Below are 17,113 nucleotides of genomic sequence, written 5' to 3'. Positions count from 1 at the left end.
CCGTTCCACCGGAATTTATGTCCCACCTAGTCCGTGACGTGCGGCGTCGGATCCGGACGGACCACGCGTCGATCGTCGACGGGATCGACGCCTGTGCCGACGCGGTCGCTGCCCCCTGGGATACCGCGCGAACGACCGACAGCGAGACGGTCGCGGACGGGCTCCGTCGGACGCTCTCGGATGCTGGCATCGACGAGACGCTGCCGAGCGTACTCGTCGACGCGGTCGAGGCGACCGGGTGCGAACTCCGGGCAACCCCCGTCCCCGCACCGCCCTACGTCGTCGTGACCAGCCGCGGCCCCATGCTTCGGGCGACGATCGACCCCGGTCGACTCGTGATCCGATTCGACGCGTTCGAGGTGGTTCGTGACCCGGCTTCGGGTCGTCCCCCGTCGTACCGGCGGCTCGATGGAACCCGACTCGAGGTCGCGCTCGAATAGGACCGGCGCGCTGGCTTTCTCGCGGCCTCGATCCCTCGCCAAGCCGGCTCGCCGCTGAGTATCGATCTGATGGTATAATAACTCAGCTCGCTATACGGGCAGTTGTTATTAACAGAGGTCGCTGCCAACGGCGAGAATTAACAAAACTAGTCCCCTAGATAATAATATTTATACTCGGCTAGCACTAGCCTCGAGTATGAAGCTGACACGGCGGACGCTGCTGCAGACGGCTGCCGGCGCAGCCACCGTGAGTACCGTCGCCGGCTGTCTCGACGATATCAGCGCGGCGGACGCGAATCTCGACGCCGGCTACGCCGCCTTCTTTACGCTGTGGGACTGGGCCGAGCAGGTCAGCGGCGACGCGATCGACTTCGAGAACCCGGTGGGGACCGGACAGGCAGGCCACGGTTGGTCGCCAAGCGGCGACCTCACCCGGGACATCGCCGACGCCGGCGTCTTCGTCTACTTCGATACGCCCGCGTTCTCGTGGGCCCAAGACGTCGCGGCGACGCTCGAGGCCGACTACGACACCGTCGCCGTGATCGACGGACTCGCGGGACTGGACGACCAGTTGCTTGGCTGGGATCACGAGACCGACAGCCACGACCACGAGAGCGAGGGCGATCACAGCAACGAGACCAACGACGGCCACGATCACGGCGGCGCGTCGATCGATCCACACGTCTGGCTCGATCCCGTGCTCGCAACGGAGATCGTCAACACGATCGCGTCGGGTCTGGCCGAGGCTGATCCGGACAACGCCGAAACCTACGAGGAGAACGCCGCGTCGTACAAATCAGCTCTCGAGTCCGTCGACCAGCAGTTCACGGAGCTACTCGAGACGGCAGACCGACACGTCGCCGTCTTCGCTGGGCATGACTCGTTTACCTATCTGCAGGACCGGTACGGGTTCGAGATTCACACGCCGGTCGGCGTCTCTCCGCAGGAAGAGCCGAGTGCCAGCGACATCTCCGAGACGATCGACCTTGTCGATTCGGAGGGGATCGAGACGATCCTCTACGATCCCTTCGAGGATCCCGACGGCGCCTATCCGCTCGTCGAGACGATCATTGAGGAGAGCGACGCCACCGACGCGATGCCGATTACACATCTCTCGGGAACGCTCGCGACGTGGCAAGACGAGGGCTGGGGGTACCTCGAGCAAATGGAAGAGATAAACCTTCCCGCGTTCAGAGAGGTACTAGACGCACAGTGACTGTCGTCGCACTCGAGAACGTGACGTTTGCCTACGGCGAACAGCCGGCGGTCAAGGATGTCACGCTCCGGGTCGATGAGGGGGACTTTCTGGGCCTGATCGGCCCCAACGGCTCGGGCAAGACCACGCTCTTGCATCTCATGCTCGGCCTGCGCACGCCCGACAGCGGCACGATCGAACTCTTCGGCGAGCCTGTCTCGGCGTTCGACGACGGCGAGCGCATCGGCTACGTCTCCCAGCAGGCCACCAGCGGCGGCGGCTCGATGCCAGTTACCGTCCGCGAAGCGGTGACGATGGGCCGATTCGCCCACGCGGGCCACGGTCGGCTGACTGCCGACGATCACGCGATCGTCGACGACGCACTCGAGACCGTCGGCATTACTGACCTCGCAGATCGGCAGGTCAACCAGCTTTCGGGCGGCCAGCGCCAGCGGGCCTATATCGCCCGCGCGCTGGCTTCCGAGGCCGACCTGCTGGCACTCGACGAGCCGACCGTCGGCGTCGACGCCGAATCCCGCGACGCGTTCTACCAGTTGCTCGAGTCGCTCAACGACGATGGGATCACGATCATCCTGATCGAACACGACATCGGCGTCGTCACGGATCGGGCGAACCGGATCGCCTGTATCAACACGGAGCTGTACCACCACGGCGATACCGAATCGTTCGTCGAAAGCGATGCCCTGACCGAGGCCTACGGCGCGACGGGCCAGGTCGTCCACCACCACCACTGAACCGATGACACAGCGACATTCCCTCCGGCGACGGCTCGAGCACGTCGGGATCGCCGTGACTGCCGTCCTCGCAGTGGCGATGGTCGTGCTGCTGGCGATCGACGCGTTGCGTGAGGTCCCGTTCGTCGGAACGATGTACGAACAGCTCCGGATCGCGGGCTGGTGGGCCGATCACTACCTCGGGACGAACGTCTTCTATCATCCGTTCATGTGGCGTTCGATCGCGACGGGGATCCTGATCGGCGTCGTCGCGCCGCTGGTCGGCACGTATCTCGTCCACCGCGAGATGGCCCTGATCGGCGAGACGTTGGCGCATACGGCCTTTGCCGGCGTCGCAGTCGGGCTGCTGGTGAGTTCGATCACCGGCTGGAACGGCTCGCTGATGGTCATCGCGCTCGTCGTCGGGGTGTTGGGCGCACTCGCCGTCCAGTGGCTGGCCGAGCGAACCGATACCTACGGCGATGTGCCGATCGCGATCATGCTGACCGGCAGCTTCGCTATTGGGACGCTGGTCATCAGCTACGGTCGCGGGATGTCCGGCATCAACGTCCAGGACTACATCTTCGGCAGCATCTCGGTCGTCACGCCCTCGGGCGCGCGGCTGATGGCAGTCATTAGCGTGGTTGTCGTCGCCGTCACCGTCGCGACCTATAAACAGCTGCTGTTCATTACGTTCGACGAGCAGGCCGCCCGCGTCGCACGGCTCAACGTCACGTGGTACAACACCCTGTTGATCGTGATGACGGCCGTCGTCGTCGTCGGCGCAATGCAGATCCTCGGCGTGATCCTCGTCGCCGCGATGCTGGTCGTCCCCGTCGCCGCTGGGACCCACCTCGCTCAGAGCTTCCGAGAGACGATCTACCTCTCGATCCTCTTCGGGCAGGTGGCCGTCATCGGCGGCTTCGTCCTCTCGATCTCACAGAGCCTGCCCACTGGTGGCTCGATCGTCGTCGTCGCCATCGCCTGCTATCTGCTTGCGGTCTTCGCCTCGAGCCGGTCGTCGCCGGCGATCTCGATGCATTAACCCACTGAGACGGTCTGCTGTACTGAGTTCCCCGGTGTACCCGCAGGGCAGTCGCAGGTGCTCCAGCACCCACTGACAGGAGTCCGTCTGCCCGGTTCTCATCACTACAACTGCTCCTTACGTGCGAGTTCGAACGCTCGAGCTATCGACGAGTTGAACCACGAGACCCAGCACGGAGCAGACGAGCCCGATTGGGACGAGCAAGAGCCCGATACCGAGGCCAACGTTGCCCAACGGAATGAGCCGACCGAAGAGGGATTCGACGAGCCGGAGAAGCAGGAGGGGACCGATCAACAGAAGGACGGAGACTCCTCCAGCAACGGCCCCGATCGTGAGCAGTCGCCGCGGCCAGTCAGCCGGGTCCCACAGTCGCATCACGAGATATAACAGCCCTCCCTCCACGAGCGCGAGCAGTCCCGCGACCGCGTACAGGAACACGAAAATACCGGTGAGACCGGCTGCGAACCCGTCTCCGGGTGGCGTTTCGGGAATCGTCGTGAACAACACGACTGCAGTCAGGAGACTGACCACACCCAGTAGCGTGGTACCGAGGGCAATGCGGCGGGGACGAACGTTAACCATCACTGGATTAGTTTTTATGCTAACACATATATCTTGAACTGTGTCTGGCTATCACAGCTACACACCCACTTGACCCGCTGACTGCTCGAGCCGGCACCTCGTCTGCCAGCGCCTGCCGGATCGCTGGAACACGCCATACGCTTAACACACTGCCTGGCGAACGCTCGAGCGATGGGACGGTTATCCGCACTCTTCGATCCCGAGACCGTCGCCGTGGTCGGCGCGACCGACCGTGAGGGCGCGGTCGGGCGGGCGATCCTCGAGAACCTGCGCGACGGGTTCGACGGCGAGGTCGTCCCGATCAATCCCTCGCGCGAGACGGTCCTCGGACTCGAGTGTTATCCGGACGCGAAGAGCGCCCCGCCGATCGAGTTGGCGGTGGTCGTCGTACCGCCCGATATCGTCAGCGACTCGATTCGGGACCTCGCCGAGGCAGGCGTTGCGAACGTCGTCGTCATTACCGCCGGGTTCGCCGAAACGGGCAGCGAGGGCGCGAAACGCGAACGCAGACTGCGCGAGCTCGCCGCCGAATACGACCTCAACGTCGTCGGTCCCAACAGTCTCGGCATCATGGCGACGCCAAACGGGATGAACGCCTCGTTCGGCCCACAGGACGCACTCGAGGGGTCGATCTCCTTTCTGAGCCAGTCAGGTGCGTTCATCACCGCCGTCCTCGACTGGGCGACCGACGAGGGAATCGGCTTTCAGAATGTCGTCTCGCTCGGTAACAAGGCTGTCCTCGACGAAACCGACTTTATCCGCGAGTGGGACGACGACCCGGAAACTGACGTTATCATCGGCTATCTCGAGGACATCGACGACGGGCAGACGTTTCTCGAGACCGCTCGCGAGGTGACCGACGAGACACCGATCGTCCTCGTTAAATCCGGTCGGACGGACGCCGGCGCGAAGGCGGCCTCCTCGCACACCGGTGCGATCGCCGGCAGCGAACGAGCCTACGAGGCCGGCCTCGAGCAGGCCGGCGTCCTTCGAGCCCATTCGGTCCAAGAGCTGTTCGACTACGCACGGGCACTTGCAGGGCTGCCCGAGCCCGACACCGACGGCGTCGCCGTCGTGACGAACGCGGGCGGCCCCGGCGTGTTGACGACTGACGCGGTCGGTGACTCGACGCTCGAGATCGCCGACTTTACCGACGAGACGATCACGGCGCTGGCCGATGCGATGCCCGACGAGGCCAACGTCTACAACCCGATCGACGCGATCGGCGATGCCGACGTCGATCGCTTCGGCGAGGCTCTCGAGATCGCACTCGCTGACCCCAACGTCGGCAGCGCGGTCGTCGTCGCCGCGCCGACGGCGGTCCTGTCGTACGACGACCTCGCCGAGACGGTGATCGAGACTCGCGAGGCACACGAGACACCGGTCGTAACCTGCCTGATGGGCGGGAAACGCGTTCGCGACGCCGAAGCAACGTTGCGCGAGGCTGGGATCCCGAACTACTTCGATCCCTCGCGGGCGGTGTCGGGTCTCGATGCGCTCGCGCGGTTCCGCGATATTCACGAGCAATCGACTGACGACCCCGAGACGTTCGACGTGGACCGAGCGCGTGCCCGTGACATATTGGCACGCGCCGACCGTCGCGACAACAACCGACTCGGTGTCGAATCGATGGACTTGCTCGAGGCCTACGGGATTTCGACGCCGACCGGCGAGATCGTCGACGACCCTGCCCGCGCCCGCGAGGTGGCCGCGGAGATCGACGGCGACGTCGTCATGAAGATCGTCAGCCCCGAGATATCACACAAATCCGACATCGGCGGTGTCAAAGTCGGCGTCGCAACTGACGATGTCTACGACGCCTACGAGGACATCGTCGCCCGGGCACGCAGCTACCAGCCCGACGCGACGATCGTCGGCGTCCAGGTGCAGGAACTGGTCGATCTCGAGGCCGCGACCGAGACGATCGTCGGGATGAATCGCGATCCGCAGTTCGGCCCGCTGTTGTTGTTCGGCCTCGGCGGCATCTTCGTCGAAATCTTGGAGGACACGTCGGTTCGTATCGCGCCCATCGGCGAGCGTGAGGCTCGCGAGATGATCGACGAGATCCAGGCTGCACCGCTGTTGCGCGGCGCTCGCGGCCGCGAGTCCGCGGACATCGAGGGCGTCGTCGAGACGATCCAGCGGCTCTCACAGCTCGTGACGGACTTCCCGTCGATCCTCGAGCTCGATATCAATCCGCTCGTGGCGAGCGCAGACGGCGTACAGGCAATCGATTTGCGGCTCACCGTCGACACGGAGACACTCGACACCGAGAACCAATGACCGACACCGATTCAGACCCCACTCCCACGGATGCCGATCGCGAGACGACTACTGAAACCGACAGCACGTCCAGTGCCACCGAGGCGGTTGACGACACTGACACGCTCCTCGTGAGTTCGCTCGCAGAGAGCACCGGCAAGACGGCCATCACGCTGGCACTCGCCCGGCTCGCCCAGAGCGCGGGCGACAGCGTCGGCTACATGAAACCCAAAGGCACCCGACTCCAGAGCAACGTTGGCAAGACCTTAGACGAGGACCCGCTGCTCGCACGCGAACTGCTCGAATTGGAGGCGGAGATCCACGACCTCGAGCCGGTCGTCTACTCCCCGACGTTCATCGAGCAGGTGATCCGCGGTCGCGAGACGCCGGACGAACTTCGCGAGCGCGTCCAGGACGCGTTCACGACGCTCGCGGCGGACCACGATCGGATGTTCGTCGAGGGCGGCGGTCGGTACGATATCGGCCAACTCGTCGATCTCACCGACGCCGACATCGCGGACCTGTTCGACGCCCGCGTCCTGCTGGTCGCCTCGTACGAAATTCCGGGAGACATCGACGACGTGCTCGCCGCTGCCGAGCAGTTCGGCGACCGGCTTGCCGGCGTCGTCTTCAACGACGTCCCCGACGCAGCCTACGACCAACTCGAGACCGACGTGGTTCCGTTTCTCGAGGGACAGGGGATTCCGGTCCACGGCGTCCTCCCGAGCGAACGAGAGTTGTCGGGTGTTACCGTCACCGACCTCGCAGACGAACTCGGCGCGACGATGCTCGTCGACGAGGGACAGGACAGCTACGTCGAGCGATTCTCAGTCGGGGCGATGGGAGCCGACAGCGCCCTGCGACGCTTCCGTCGGACGAAAGACGCCGCCGTCATCACCGGCGGTGACCGAGCCGAAATTCATACCGCCGCGCTCGAGGCACCCGGCGTCCGCTGTCTCATCCTGACCGGTGGCCACCGCCCGTCGGGAACGATCCTCGGGCAGGCAAGCGACAAAGGCGTCCCCATCCTCTCCGTGCAGACGGACACGCTCGCGACCGTCGAGCGTGCAGAGGACGTGATTCGAAGCGGTCGGACGCGAGATGCGGAGACGGTCGACCGAATGGAGCAGTTACTGTCCGATCACGCAGCCGTCGACTCGATTCTGGGGTAGACGCGTCGCGGTCGCGGTTCGGTTGTCCCCAGACACTGTCGGCCAGAGGGCGGCGTACACCGATCGCGGTTCACGGCTCACTGCTACGGCGATGGTCGTTCGTGTGCGATCGGCGATCATGGACTGGTATCTGAGACGGACTCCTGTCATACGGACGACTGTCAGTGGGTTCCGGTGGGACCGCGACCCGCACTGCGGTTGTACCGGTCACTCGTTACAACAGACCGTATCAGTGGGTGTCGGTGGGCCCGCGATCGCCCTGTGTGTGCCGGGACGCGGTGATTCCAGACTGTCTGACGGTCTGACTGTCTCGCCGAACCAAAAGTTAAGAGTCCACCACACATGATCTCAGACATGGACGACACACCCCAAGAGATCACCTCTCTCGTCGGTCGCGAGGTCTACTCGAACAACGGCGTCTTCGTCGGCGAAGTCGAGGATCTCAGACTGAACATCGACGGCGAGGTCGTCTCCGGACTCGCACTCGCAAACTTAAACAGCGAACTGTTCGCCGAAGAAGCCCGCAGCGGGCAGGGCATCATCGTTCCCTACCGCTGGGTCCGCTCTGTCGGCGACATCATCCTGATCAACGATGTCGTCGAGCGCGTCCGTGAACCCGACGACGAAGAAGACGAACTGCTCGTTTAGGCCTTCCACGCGTCGCCGACTGGGCCGAACTGGCAGCTCCCCGTGAGCTCGACCCACCAGTACTGGCGTGGAACGCGACTAGTTGCCGTTCGAGCCTTCGCTACTTCCCTCGACGCCCATCGCGTCGAACAGCGTCCGTTTGACCGCCTCTTCGGTCAACTCGAGTAACGTATCCCGCGTGCCATCCGAAATTTCGATACCGGTGAAAATACCCAGCGGAATCTCTGCGCTGGCCTGCGTGGAGTGGCCGGCGGTCTCGCCGATCTCGCCGTAGGCATCCTCGAGGACTTTGCCGATGTTGATGCGGATGTCCTTCGAGCGACCGGCGAGGAAGATCGTCTCGTCGGCGATGCCGAAGACCGCCGTGGTGGTCACACCCTCGAGATTTAAGAGATGGCTGGCGGCTTGGGTCAGTGCCTCGCGGTCGCGGACGATGCCGGCGTTGGAGATGAGATGGCTGCCCTGGACGTCGCGATTCGTAATCGCTTCCGCGAGTACGTCCAGCGTCTCGGGGGACATCGACGGCGATTCGACCTGCTCTAAGGTGTCGTGGTTCGCGAACGGATAGAGATAGGCCGCGGCGGTCAGATCGGCGGGGGTCGTATCGCGTTTGAAATCCAGGGTCTCCGCGCGGATGCCGTAGAGCAATGCCGTCGCGACCTCCTCGGAGACGTTCATATCGAACTCCTGGATGTACTTCGTCATGATCGTCGACGTCGAGGACATGTTCGGCCGGATGTCGACGAAGTCGGGTTCGACGCCCTCCTCGGTCTCCGACTCGTGGTGATCGATGACGATGTCGACGGGCAGTTCCATGTCGCCTGCGGTCCCGTGATCGACTAAGGCGACGGTGTCGTAGACCGAATGATCCTCGATCTCGTCCCACTGGACGAGGTCGATCCCCAGCAGGTTGACGAACGCGCGGTTCTCTTGGTGGCCGACATCGCCCAGATAGATGATGTCGGAGTCGATCCCCAGATGGTCGGCGATCGCCTGCAGTGCCGCCGCGCTGGCGATCGAGTCGGGATCCGGACTGTCCTGCGTGACGATCGCCAGTCGCGTCGACGTCTCCTCGACGATGCTGGCGAGCTGGCTCGCGTTGTACTCGAGTTCGCCGGACTCGAGCGCTCGTAGCGCGGACTCGGCGATGACCGAAGAGGGGTTGATGACGATATCGGCTCCGAGCTCGGAGAGTTCGTCGCCGGAGACGGGATCGCTCGCGCGGGCGACGACGAACTGGTCGTCGTCTGCCTCGCGGATGTGCTCGAGGGCCTGTTTGTTCGATTCGACGTCCGACGCGAGGATCAGGACGACATCGCGGTCGGCGACCAAGTCGGCGATCTCCTCATCGCGGATGTCGGCAGTTCGAGCATCCAGATCCTGATCGCGGAGCGATTCGACGCGGCTCTCGTCGCGATCGATGATGGAGACGTCTTTGCCCTGTTCGACGAGTTCCTCCGCGACGGCATACCCGACGCTGCCACAGCCCAAGATAGCGTAATCAGAAATCGACGAAATCGTAACCCCCGTACTCATTGCCCGTGTGGTCGGACCCACCGCACTTAATGTTCCCGAAGCGTGGCATAAACTGATGGTTCGAGCCGGTGGCTCGAGCCAGCAATCGCGCGTGGATGGCTGTCACAGCGCCTTCCAAGGGAAACGTATTTGAACGACCGAGAGAAAGTCGGAGATACAGGGCCGGTAGCTCAGTCCGGCAGAGCGTCTGACTCTTAATCAGACGGTCGCGTGTTCAAATCGCGCCCGGCCCGCTTTTGCGACGAACACTTTCATGAGGAGCAACGCGGCCAGCGTGATTTGAACGCAGTGAGCACGTCCGACCGTGTGTGTCAAATCGCGCCCGGCCCGCGTCTGCCCTGTCCGACTTCTCGAGCGAACGTCCGACCTATAAGACGACCCACCACATACCCTCGAGTCACCATGCAAGTCGACTACGAAGGACTCACGTTCGAGCGCCTCGGCCACGCAAGCGTTCGCCTCGAGACCACGGACGGAACGACCATCTATATCGATCCGTGGAGCGAGGTACTCGAGGACGAACCGGGAGACGGCGACGTGATTTTCGTCACCCACGACGATTTCGACCACTACGATCCGACGGCGATCGCAGCCGTGTCGGGGCCGGACGCTACCGTTGCGGCCTACGAGGCGATCGACACCGACGAGTTAGCGGTCGATGTCGTCGACCTCCCGTACGAGGGCGAGACGACCGTCGCGGGAATCGACGTGCAGACGATCCCTGCCTACAACGATCCCGACGGGACCCACGTCGACGACGACGGCGAGCCGTTCCACGCCGACGGCGAGGTAATCGGCCTTCGGCTGGCGCTCGAGGGAACGACCGTTTGCTTCCCGTCGGATACGGACTTCCTCTCCCATCACGAGTCGATTGCGGCGGACGTGTTCGTCCCGCCGATCGGCGGTCACTTCACGATGAACCGCGCCGAGGCCGCCGACTTCGCCCGGAGCGTCGACGCCGGGCTGGTGTTGCCCGTGCACTACGATACGTTCGAGCCGATCGAGACCGACGCCGAGGCGTTCGCGGCCGATCTCGAGGCCGACGGCATCCGCGTCGAACTGTTTTGAGGCTGACGGAGGGGGCACTGGCGGCGGACGATGGGGTGTTGGGCACCGCTGAATAGTGGTTTATGCCGTGACTGCGATGTGGCCGTATGGAACGGGAGACGAGACTGCGGGCCGTCTGTCTGGTTGGCTCGAGCGACGCCGGGAAGACGACGCTCGTCGAGCGGCTGGTGCCTCGGCTGGCCGCCGACGGTCGCGTCGCGACGATCAAGTCGATCCATCACGATATCGAAGTCGACACGCCGGGAACCGATACCCACCGCCATCGAACTGCGGGTGCCGAGACCGTCGTCGGAATCACGCCGACGACGACGTTCGAGGTGACGACACACGGAAAACGCGATCCGCCGGATTCCGACGGCGCTGCCCTCCTCGAGTCCGACGACCCCGAGATACAGGCGCTTTCGCGGACCCTCGAGCGTCTCGCACGTCGCGGCTACGACACCGTCCTCGTCGAGGGCTTCTCGCAGTCGCCGCTCCCGACTATCCTCGTCGGTGACCGGGAGGCGACTGCGGTCAGTGGTCCCGTCGTCGGGTACGGCGACGACGCGATCGACGACCTCGTCGTGGCGATTCAGGCGCTCGAGGGAGTCGAGCGATCCGACGGGAAAGAGGTGTGAGCCGCGTCGGGACGACCGGGCCCACTCGCAGCGCACTCGATGCGGGTCGACTGCCACCCGCGTTTGGGTGTCGTCGAGCACCGAGAGAACTGATCAACAGACACGTAATTCGCGCACACCGTTTCTAAGTGGTTTGGAACTGAGATTATAGACATCGTCGTTCTACCCCTGGGTGAGACAGATGACTTCCATTGCAGACATCGAGATTCAGGCCGACGGCACTGGCACCGGCGAGCTATTCGACGCCGTTCCGTCGCTCACGTGCGAGATGGAGCGGGTGATCGCCTCGAGCGGCCACGGGCTCTGGCTGTCCGGCCCGTCCCAGTCGGCCGTCGAGGATGCGCTCGAGGAGGCGACCGCGATCGGGACGTACACGCAGATCAGCAGCGACGAGGACCGCTGGCTGTACGACATCGAGTTCGAACCGGACACCGTCGATCCTTTCGAGTTCGTCCTCGAGGAGGGCGGGACGGTGCTGAGCGCATCGGCCTCGAACGGCACGTGGTTGCTCAGTGTCCGCGTCGTTGACCGCGAGAGCGTGAGCACGCTGTACGACCGCCTCGACGACGCCGACGTTACCCCGACGATCGTCCGGCTGTTCGACCTAGAAGCGGAGGCACACTCCCAGTGTGGGCTGACGGCCCGCCAGTACGAGACGCTGGTCGCAGCGATCGACCACGGCTACTTCGAGATTCCACGCGAAGTCTCGATGCAGGAGCTCTCCGAGGAGCTTGATATCTCCCATCAGGCCCTCTCCGAGCGTCTGCGCCGTGCCTATCGCGCACTCGTCACGTCCGAACTCAACGTGACCGAAGAAGAGACTGCCGCACCGCCGATCCCAACGAACTAACTGCTGACCATCTTGAGCCACAGTCCTGCTCGACGGCCATCTCGGTGATTTTTCGACCGTTCGACCCGCCGAGTGCCATCTTCCGGACGAACACGAGGTCGAGGCCCGCGTTTAATAGCCGGGCGCACAACAGTCGTGGCATGAAAACTCATCACGATGATGGCGTGTTGCGACTGACGTTCGACCGGCCAGACACGCGCAACGCGATCACGACCGAGACGGCAACCGACCTGGCTGACGCCATCGACGCTGCCACGCCCGCGGAGTGCGACGCGATCGTCATCACCGGTGCGGGCGACGCATTCAGCGCCGGTGGCGATCTCGAGGCACTCGCCGAGTTCCCCGGGTCGTCACAGGCGGCCTACGAACAGGTCACAGAGACGTTCGGCCGCGTCGTCGAGGCGATGCTCGCGTGTCCCGTCCCAATCGTCGCGAAGGTAAACGGCGATGCTATCGGCGCGGGACTGTCGATCGTCGCGCTCGCGGACCTCGCGGTTGCCGCCGCCGATGCGCGATTTTCCTGTGCGTTCGTCAGGCTCGGGCTGCTCCCTGACACTGGCGGCACCGTCATGCTCCCCCACATCATCGGACTGCGTGCCACCAAGCGCCTCGCGTTTACCGGCGAGTTCATCGACGCCGACCGAGCGGCTGATCTCGAGTTAGTCAACGAGGCGGTCCCTGCCGACGAACTCGACGACCGGGTCGCGGACATCGTCGCACAGCTTGCGCGCGGCCCGACTGCGACCATCGGGTTGATGAAACAGGCCATTCACGAGAACCTGGGTCGATCGTGGGACGACGGGCTGGACTACGAGAACCTGCTACAGGCACAGGCCCGTACGTCTGAGGCCCACGAAGAAGGCGTTACCGCGTTTCTCGAGGAGCGAGAGCCAGCCTTCGAGTAGTCGCCGGCGCGCAAGTTCGGTGTCGTTCGCAAGCGCCAGCAAGCACCACGGCCTTGCGAGACACGCTCCTTTCTCAGAGTGCAATGTCCTCACAGTTTACCGACGACGATGTCGGCAAGGACGTCGTCAACACCGCCGGTGAAACGGTCGGCATCGTCGCCGACGTCGAACACGGCACAGCTCACGTCGAACCGGACCCAGGTATCACAGACACGATCAAAGCGAGGCTCGGCTGGGGCGATCCCAGTGAAGACACGTACCCGCTTCAAGAGGCATCGGTCAGCCAGATAACCGACGACGAAATTCACCTCAGTCCGGACACTTCCGGCAGCGATACGACCAGCGGGATGGCGACCGACACTGAAACGACCGATCGTGAGATCGACCGCGACGACGACCGAATCCGATAGCACCGTCTTCCCCGATGTCTCGAGTCCCGATCAGACCCAATTAGGTCCGATCCGATCCCGAACTCAGACGGTCTGCTGCCCCGGCCCGACCACGGGGGCGGTCGCGGCCCCGCCGGCACCCACTGACAGGAGTCCTACCAGAACCCGTGTTCGGTCACGGTTTCTCCGCGTTCGCGACCTCCCATTCCGGCAAGGATCAGGATGTGGCACTGTACGCGTTGGCCGCCGGCGTACTGGGAGTCGCCAGTATCAGGAGTCCGATTCCGAGCCCGGTTCGCCGTGGGTGACGCCCTCGCGCTCGTCGGCCTGCATCCGTCGCAAGGCCGCACGACCGTTACCTGCATCGTAGCCGAAGAAGACGCCCTTGGCGTACTCCTGGGCGACTTCGCTCGCGTGGATCAGGTTGTCGATGTCGACGTTGACCGCGTACAACTCGATATTAAACGGCGTCTCGAGTGCGCTCTCGAACCCTTTCGCGATCGTCTCGAGCCAGTAGGTCGTCCCGTAGTTCGTGTCGTACAGCGGGACGACGAACTCGTCGACGTACTCCTCGATGGCCTCGAGGTCGATGCCGGCGCGCTCGTAGAGGTGACCGGGGTAGGGGTCGGGATAAAGAGTCATGTAGACGGTCCCTGGAATCCGGTCGACGGCTTCTTCGACGAACTCGGTGATGACGCTGGCTCGCCATTCCATGCGGTCGTCGAACTCGCTTTCCTCGAACGCCTGCTCACAGACGCCACAGCGACAGTATTCGGCGCGCGGGAACCCGATATCGTCGAGGCGAACGTCTTCGTTTTCGGCGACACAGTCGTCGATGACTTCGAACAGGCCCTCCCGGTAGTCCTCGCGGGACGGGCAGATGTAGGCCCAGTCGAAGTAGGGCTGTTGGCGGTCGGCTGGTCGACCCATATCGTCGACGGGCAGTAGCGACGGATCGGCGTCAGCGGCGGCATTATCGCCGAAACAGGAGACCATATTGACTCCGTCGGCGATCGGTTCGGAAGACCGACCGGTCACGTCTTTGACTTCGTAGAAGCCGCGCTCGAACTCCGGCCACCGTACCTCCTCGGCGTTACGGGTGACGACGCCGTACATAGCTCAGGGTACGCCGCCGTCACCGTAAGCGGTTCGGAATGGAGTGCGCTACTGTCGGACGAGCGCCCGTGACAGCCGATCGCGTCCCGAGTGCGATCGGCGTCGACGGATCGTCGAAATACTATTCAGCCGGTTCGTAATCGACTTCGACGTCTTCGGAGCCGCCGAACGTGACCTTGTAGAGAACGGCGACAACGAACAGGGCGAGCACGATTTTGATGGTGCGTGACATGTACAGGTGAAGATTGGGTGGAAAATACTTAGGTATTCTGGATGCTCGTCGCGGCTGAAACACGGGACAGCCGGCAGTCTCAGGTGTCGATCAGCGACGCGATCTCCTCGCGGACGATCGTCCCACAGTAGTCACAGCGGACGCCGTCCTCGAGAACCGTAAACCGAGAGGTGACGGGTTCGCCACTCGTCGTGATACAGCCGGCGTTGGGACAGGAGAGCACGCCTTCGACGACGTCTGGTCGTTCGACGCGGTGTTTCTCGACGACGTCGAAGTTCCGGACGATGTTGATCGTCGCGTCTGGCGCGATCAGCGAGAGGACATCGACTTCGTCCTGGCTCAACTCGCGGCCTTCGACCTTGACGATGTCCTTGCGCGCGAGCCGGTCGGAGGGGACGTTCATCCCGACCGAGACCTCCTCACCGTCGCTGCCGTCGATGCCGAGGATTGCAAGGACGTTCAGCGCCTGTCCGCCGCGGACGTGGTCGATCACGGTCCCGTCGCGGATCTTGCTGACCCGCAGTTCGTGCTCGTCGTTGCCGTCGTGGTGGTCGTGATCGTCACTCATCGTCATCACCGCCGAGTACCGCCTCGTCGCTTAAGAGCAGATCTAGCAGGGCCATCCGGACCGGCACCCCGTTGTGGGCCTGCTCGAAGTACGCCGCGTGCTCGGTCTCGTCGATCTCGGGGGCGATCTCGTCGACGCGAGGCAGCGGGTGCATGATCGTCAGGTCGTCGCTCGCGGCCTCGAGCGTCTCGGCGTCGATCTGGTACTCGCCGGCGACTTTCTGGTACTCGTTTTCGTCGGGGAACCGTTCGCGCTGGATCCGTGTGACATAGAGGACGTCCAGCGAGGGCAGGATCTCCTCTAAGGAGTCGTGTTCGCGGATCCCCGGCGCGTCCTGCTGGTGGAGGTCGTAGACGACCTCGCGAGGCAACTGCAGGCTCTCCGGGCTGATGAAGTGCTGGTGAGCGTCGAAGTTCGTCAGCGCGTAGGCCAGCGAGTGAACGGTCCGACCGTATTTCAGGTCGCCCATGATGCCGATCGTCAGATCGTCCAGACCGGCGTTTTCCCGGATCGTGTAGAGATCGAGCATCGTCTGTGTCGGATGCTGGCCCGCCCCGTCTCCCGCGTTGACCAGTGGGACGTCGACGAACTCGCTGGCCATCGTGGCCGAGCCCTCCTTGGGATGGCGCAAGACCAGCGCGTCGGCGTACCCCTCGATAACGCGGACGGTGTCTGCGAGCGTTTCCCCCTTCTTGACGCTCGAGGACTCGATCGAGCCCATGTCGACGACGTCGCCGCCGAGGCGTTTCATCGCGGTCTCGAAGCTCATCTTCGTCCGCGTGCTCGGCTCGAAAAAGAGCAGTCCGAGCAACGTTCCAGCGTGGCGGTCGGCGACGGCCGACGGGTCGTCGTCGATCTCGGCCGCGTAATCGAGGATGGTCTCGATGTCCGCCCGCGAGAATTGTTTGCTCGTGATGAGGTGATCGTGGCGCATTCGTTCGTGTAGGCTCTTGCGTGCCTCTTGAATCTCTCCATTCTCCATTCGCCCCGAGAGCCAGCCGACACGAGATGCGAATCGGATGCGCGACACTCTTGTGTCCCTTGCTGACGCAGGCCATGATACCAAGGCAAAGAGTTATACACGCACTGCAGCAATTGGTTACAATTGTATGGTCGGTCGGCTGGACACCGGAATCAGCGTGCTCGATCGCAAACTCGACGGTGGACTGCCGCCGGGGTGTCTCGTCGCGTTTGCTGCTGAGCCAGCTAGCCAGTCCGAACTCCTCCTCTACGAGCTCACGGCCGCGCGCGGAACACTGTATCTTTCGACCGAACGCACCGACGACGCCGTCCGCCACGCGATCGAGACCTCACCGTCCTCGGTCGGCAGTCCCACGGTCAGACACGTCGCGAGTGACACGCCCCTCGAGGAGGCAACGCAGCTTATCGGCGCACTCCCCGACGGTGCCAACCTCATCATCGACACGATGGACGTCTTAGAGCGGACCGACACGGACGACTACGTCGCCTTTCTCAACGATCTCAAATCCACGATGCTCGAGACCGGTAGCATCGCCATGCTCCACTGTCTGAAAGGCCGCAACGAGCCCGCGAACCGAACGCGAACCTTCCACGCCGTCGATGCCGTCTTCGATCTCCGGACCGAGATCGCCGGCACCGAACTCGAGAATTACCTCACGATCCCCAAGTTCCGCGGCGGCAGCCAGCCGACCGACGCGATCAAACTCGAGTTGACCGAGGAAGTGGCGATCGACACGAGCCGCGACATCGCGTAACGCGTCGACAACGGCTTC

18 protein-coding genes and 1 tRNA gene are annotated in these 17,113 nt (G+C 63.6%); 14 read left to right on the top strand and 5 right to left on the bottom strand.

Annotated elements, in window-relative coordinates; genetic code table 11:
* The first annotated feature begins 17 nt into the window (after positions 1-17).
* From ACERI1_RS03585 to ACERI1_RS03570, 4 genes are all read left to right on the top strand, one after another.
* Positions 18-440, top strand: a complete 423-nt coding sequence (locus tag ACERI1_RS03585; RefSeq protein ID WP_373616660.1) for a hypothetical protein — start codon at positions 18-20, stop codon at positions 438-440.
* 196 nt (positions 441-636) lie between these two features.
* Entirely contained in the window at positions 637-1,656 is a 1,020-nt protein-coding gene (locus tag ACERI1_RS03580) for a metal ABC transporter substrate-binding protein (protein ID WP_373616659.1), read from the top strand.
* Entirely contained in the window at positions 1,653-2,390 is a 738-nt protein-coding gene (locus tag ACERI1_RS03575) for a metal ABC transporter ATP-binding protein (protein ID WP_008010357.1), read from the top strand. Before ACERI1_RS03580 ends, ACERI1_RS03575 begins: the two co-directional genes overlap by 4 nt.
* Before the next feature lie 4 nt (positions 2,391-2,394).
* On the top strand, positions 2,395-3,414 hold the full coding sequence (locus ACERI1_RS03570; protein WP_373616658.1) for a metal ABC transporter permease: 1,020 nt from the start codon (positions 2,395-2,397) through the stop codon (positions 3,412-3,414).
* A 117-nt stretch (positions 3,415-3,531) separates the two neighbouring features.
* Here ACERI1_RS03570 and ACERI1_RS03565 read toward each other — a convergent pair whose 3' ends face one another.
* A complete protein-coding gene (locus ACERI1_RS03565; protein WP_373616656.1) occupies positions 3,532-3,996 on the bottom strand; it encodes a hypothetical protein in 465 nt (154 codons plus the stop codon).
* Positions 3,997-4,167: 171 nt separating this feature from the next.
* Between ACERI1_RS03565 and ACERI1_RS03560 the strand changes: the two genes are divergently transcribed.
* The 3 genes from ACERI1_RS03560 (at position 4,168) to ACERI1_RS03550 (ending at position 8,078) form a co-directional block, all read left to right on the top strand.
* The gene (locus tag ACERI1_RS03560; RefSeq protein WP_373616655.1) at positions 4,168-6,279 is read left to right on the top strand and encodes an acetate--CoA ligase family protein; all 2,112 of its coding nucleotides are present in this window, start codon (positions 4,168-4,170) and stop codon (positions 6,277-6,279) included.
* Positions 6,276-7,430, top strand: coding sequence for a phosphotransacetylase family protein (locus ACERI1_RS03555; RefSeq protein WP_373616654.1), 1,155 nt, complete (start codon positions 6,276-6,278; stop codon positions 7,428-7,430). Before ACERI1_RS03560 ends, ACERI1_RS03555 begins: the two co-directional genes overlap by 4 nt.
* A gap of 354 nt (positions 7,431-7,784) precedes the next feature.
* Complete coding sequence (locus tag ACERI1_RS03550) at positions 7,785-8,078, top strand: PRC-barrel domain-containing protein (protein WP_373616653.1); 294 nt, start codon at positions 7,785-7,787, stop codon at positions 8,076-8,078.
* Between the two features lie 78 nt (positions 8,079-8,156).
* Here the strand turns inward: ACERI1_RS03550 and ACERI1_RS03545 are convergent, their stop codons facing one another.
* Positions 8,157-9,614, bottom strand: a complete 1,458-nt coding sequence (locus ACERI1_RS03545; RefSeq protein WP_373616652.1) for a DHH family phosphoesterase — start codon at positions 9,612-9,614, stop codon at positions 8,157-8,159.
* 159 nt (positions 9,615-9,773) lie between these two features.
* On the opposite strand from ACERI1_RS03545, the gene ACERI1_RS03540 reads away from it, so the two are divergent.
* From ACERI1_RS03540 to ACERI1_RS03515, 6 genes are all read left to right on the top strand, one after another.
* A tRNA-Lys gene (locus ACERI1_RS03540) sits at positions 9,774-9,847 on the top strand.
* Between the two features lie 169 nt (positions 9,848-10,016).
* Entirely contained in the window at positions 10,017-10,682 is a 666-nt protein-coding gene (locus tag ACERI1_RS03535) for an MBL fold metallo-hydrolase (RefSeq protein ID WP_373616651.1), read from the top strand.
* Between the two features lie 86 nt (positions 10,683-10,768).
* Positions 10,769-11,299, top strand: coding sequence for a molybdopterin-guanine dinucleotide biosynthesis protein B (gene mobB, locus ACERI1_RS03530; RefSeq protein WP_373616650.1), 531 nt, complete (start codon positions 10,769-10,771; stop codon positions 11,297-11,299).
* Positions 11,300-11,480: 181 nt separating this feature from the next.
* Positions 11,481-12,149 carry a helix-turn-helix domain-containing protein gene (locus ACERI1_RS03525; RefSeq protein ID WP_373616649.1) on the top strand — a complete coding sequence of 223 codons (669 nt, stop codon included), beginning with the start codon at positions 11,481-11,483 and terminating at the stop codon, positions 12,147-12,149.
* A gap of 140 nt (positions 12,150-12,289) precedes the next feature.
* On the top strand, positions 12,290-13,054 hold the full coding sequence (locus ACERI1_RS03520; protein ID WP_373616648.1) for an enoyl-CoA hydratase/isomerase family protein: 765 nt from the start codon (positions 12,290-12,292) through the stop codon (positions 13,052-13,054).
* Positions 13,055-13,137: 83 nt separating this feature from the next.
* A complete protein-coding gene (locus tag ACERI1_RS03515; protein ID WP_373616647.1) occupies positions 13,138-13,464 on the top strand; it encodes a hypothetical protein in 327 nt (108 codons plus the stop codon).
* A 249-nt stretch (positions 13,465-13,713) separates the two neighbouring features.
* Here the strand turns inward: ACERI1_RS03515 and ACERI1_RS03510 are convergent, their stop codons facing one another.
* From ACERI1_RS03510 to pyrB, 3 genes are all read right to left on the bottom strand, one after another.
* Positions 13,714-14,559 (bottom strand): hypothetical protein, encoded by an 846-nt coding sequence (locus tag ACERI1_RS03510; RefSeq protein WP_373616646.1) that lies wholly within the window; start codon positions 14,557-14,559, stop codon positions 13,714-13,716.
* Positions 14,560-14,870: 311 nt separating this feature from the next.
* Positions 14,871-15,359, bottom strand: a complete 489-nt coding sequence (gene pyrI, locus ACERI1_RS03505; protein ID WP_373616645.1) for an aspartate carbamoyltransferase regulatory subunit — start codon at positions 15,357-15,359, stop codon at positions 14,871-14,873.
* Positions 15,352-16,293, bottom strand: a complete 942-nt coding sequence (gene pyrB, locus ACERI1_RS03500) for an aspartate carbamoyltransferase (RefSeq protein WP_373616841.1) — start codon at positions 16,291-16,293, stop codon at positions 15,352-15,354. Before pyrB ends, pyrI begins: the two co-directional genes overlap by 8 nt.
* Positions 16,294-16,468: 175 nt before the next feature.
* Here pyrB and ACERI1_RS03495 point away from each other — a divergent pair, with 175 nt between their 5' ends.
* Positions 16,469-17,095, top strand: a complete 627-nt coding sequence (locus ACERI1_RS03495; RefSeq protein ID WP_373616644.1) for an RAD55 family ATPase — start codon at positions 16,469-16,471, stop codon at positions 17,093-17,095.
* Positions 17,096-17,113: the final 18 nt, after the last annotated feature.

The organism is Natrinema sp. HArc-T2, from assembly GCF_041821085.1.
Taxonomy (GTDB): Archaea; Halobacteriota; Halobacteria; order Halobacteriales; family Natrialbaceae; genus Natrinema.
The sequence above is the reverse complement of the archived record's forward strand: the minus strand, read 5'-3'. Positions and strand labels throughout refer to the sequence as shown.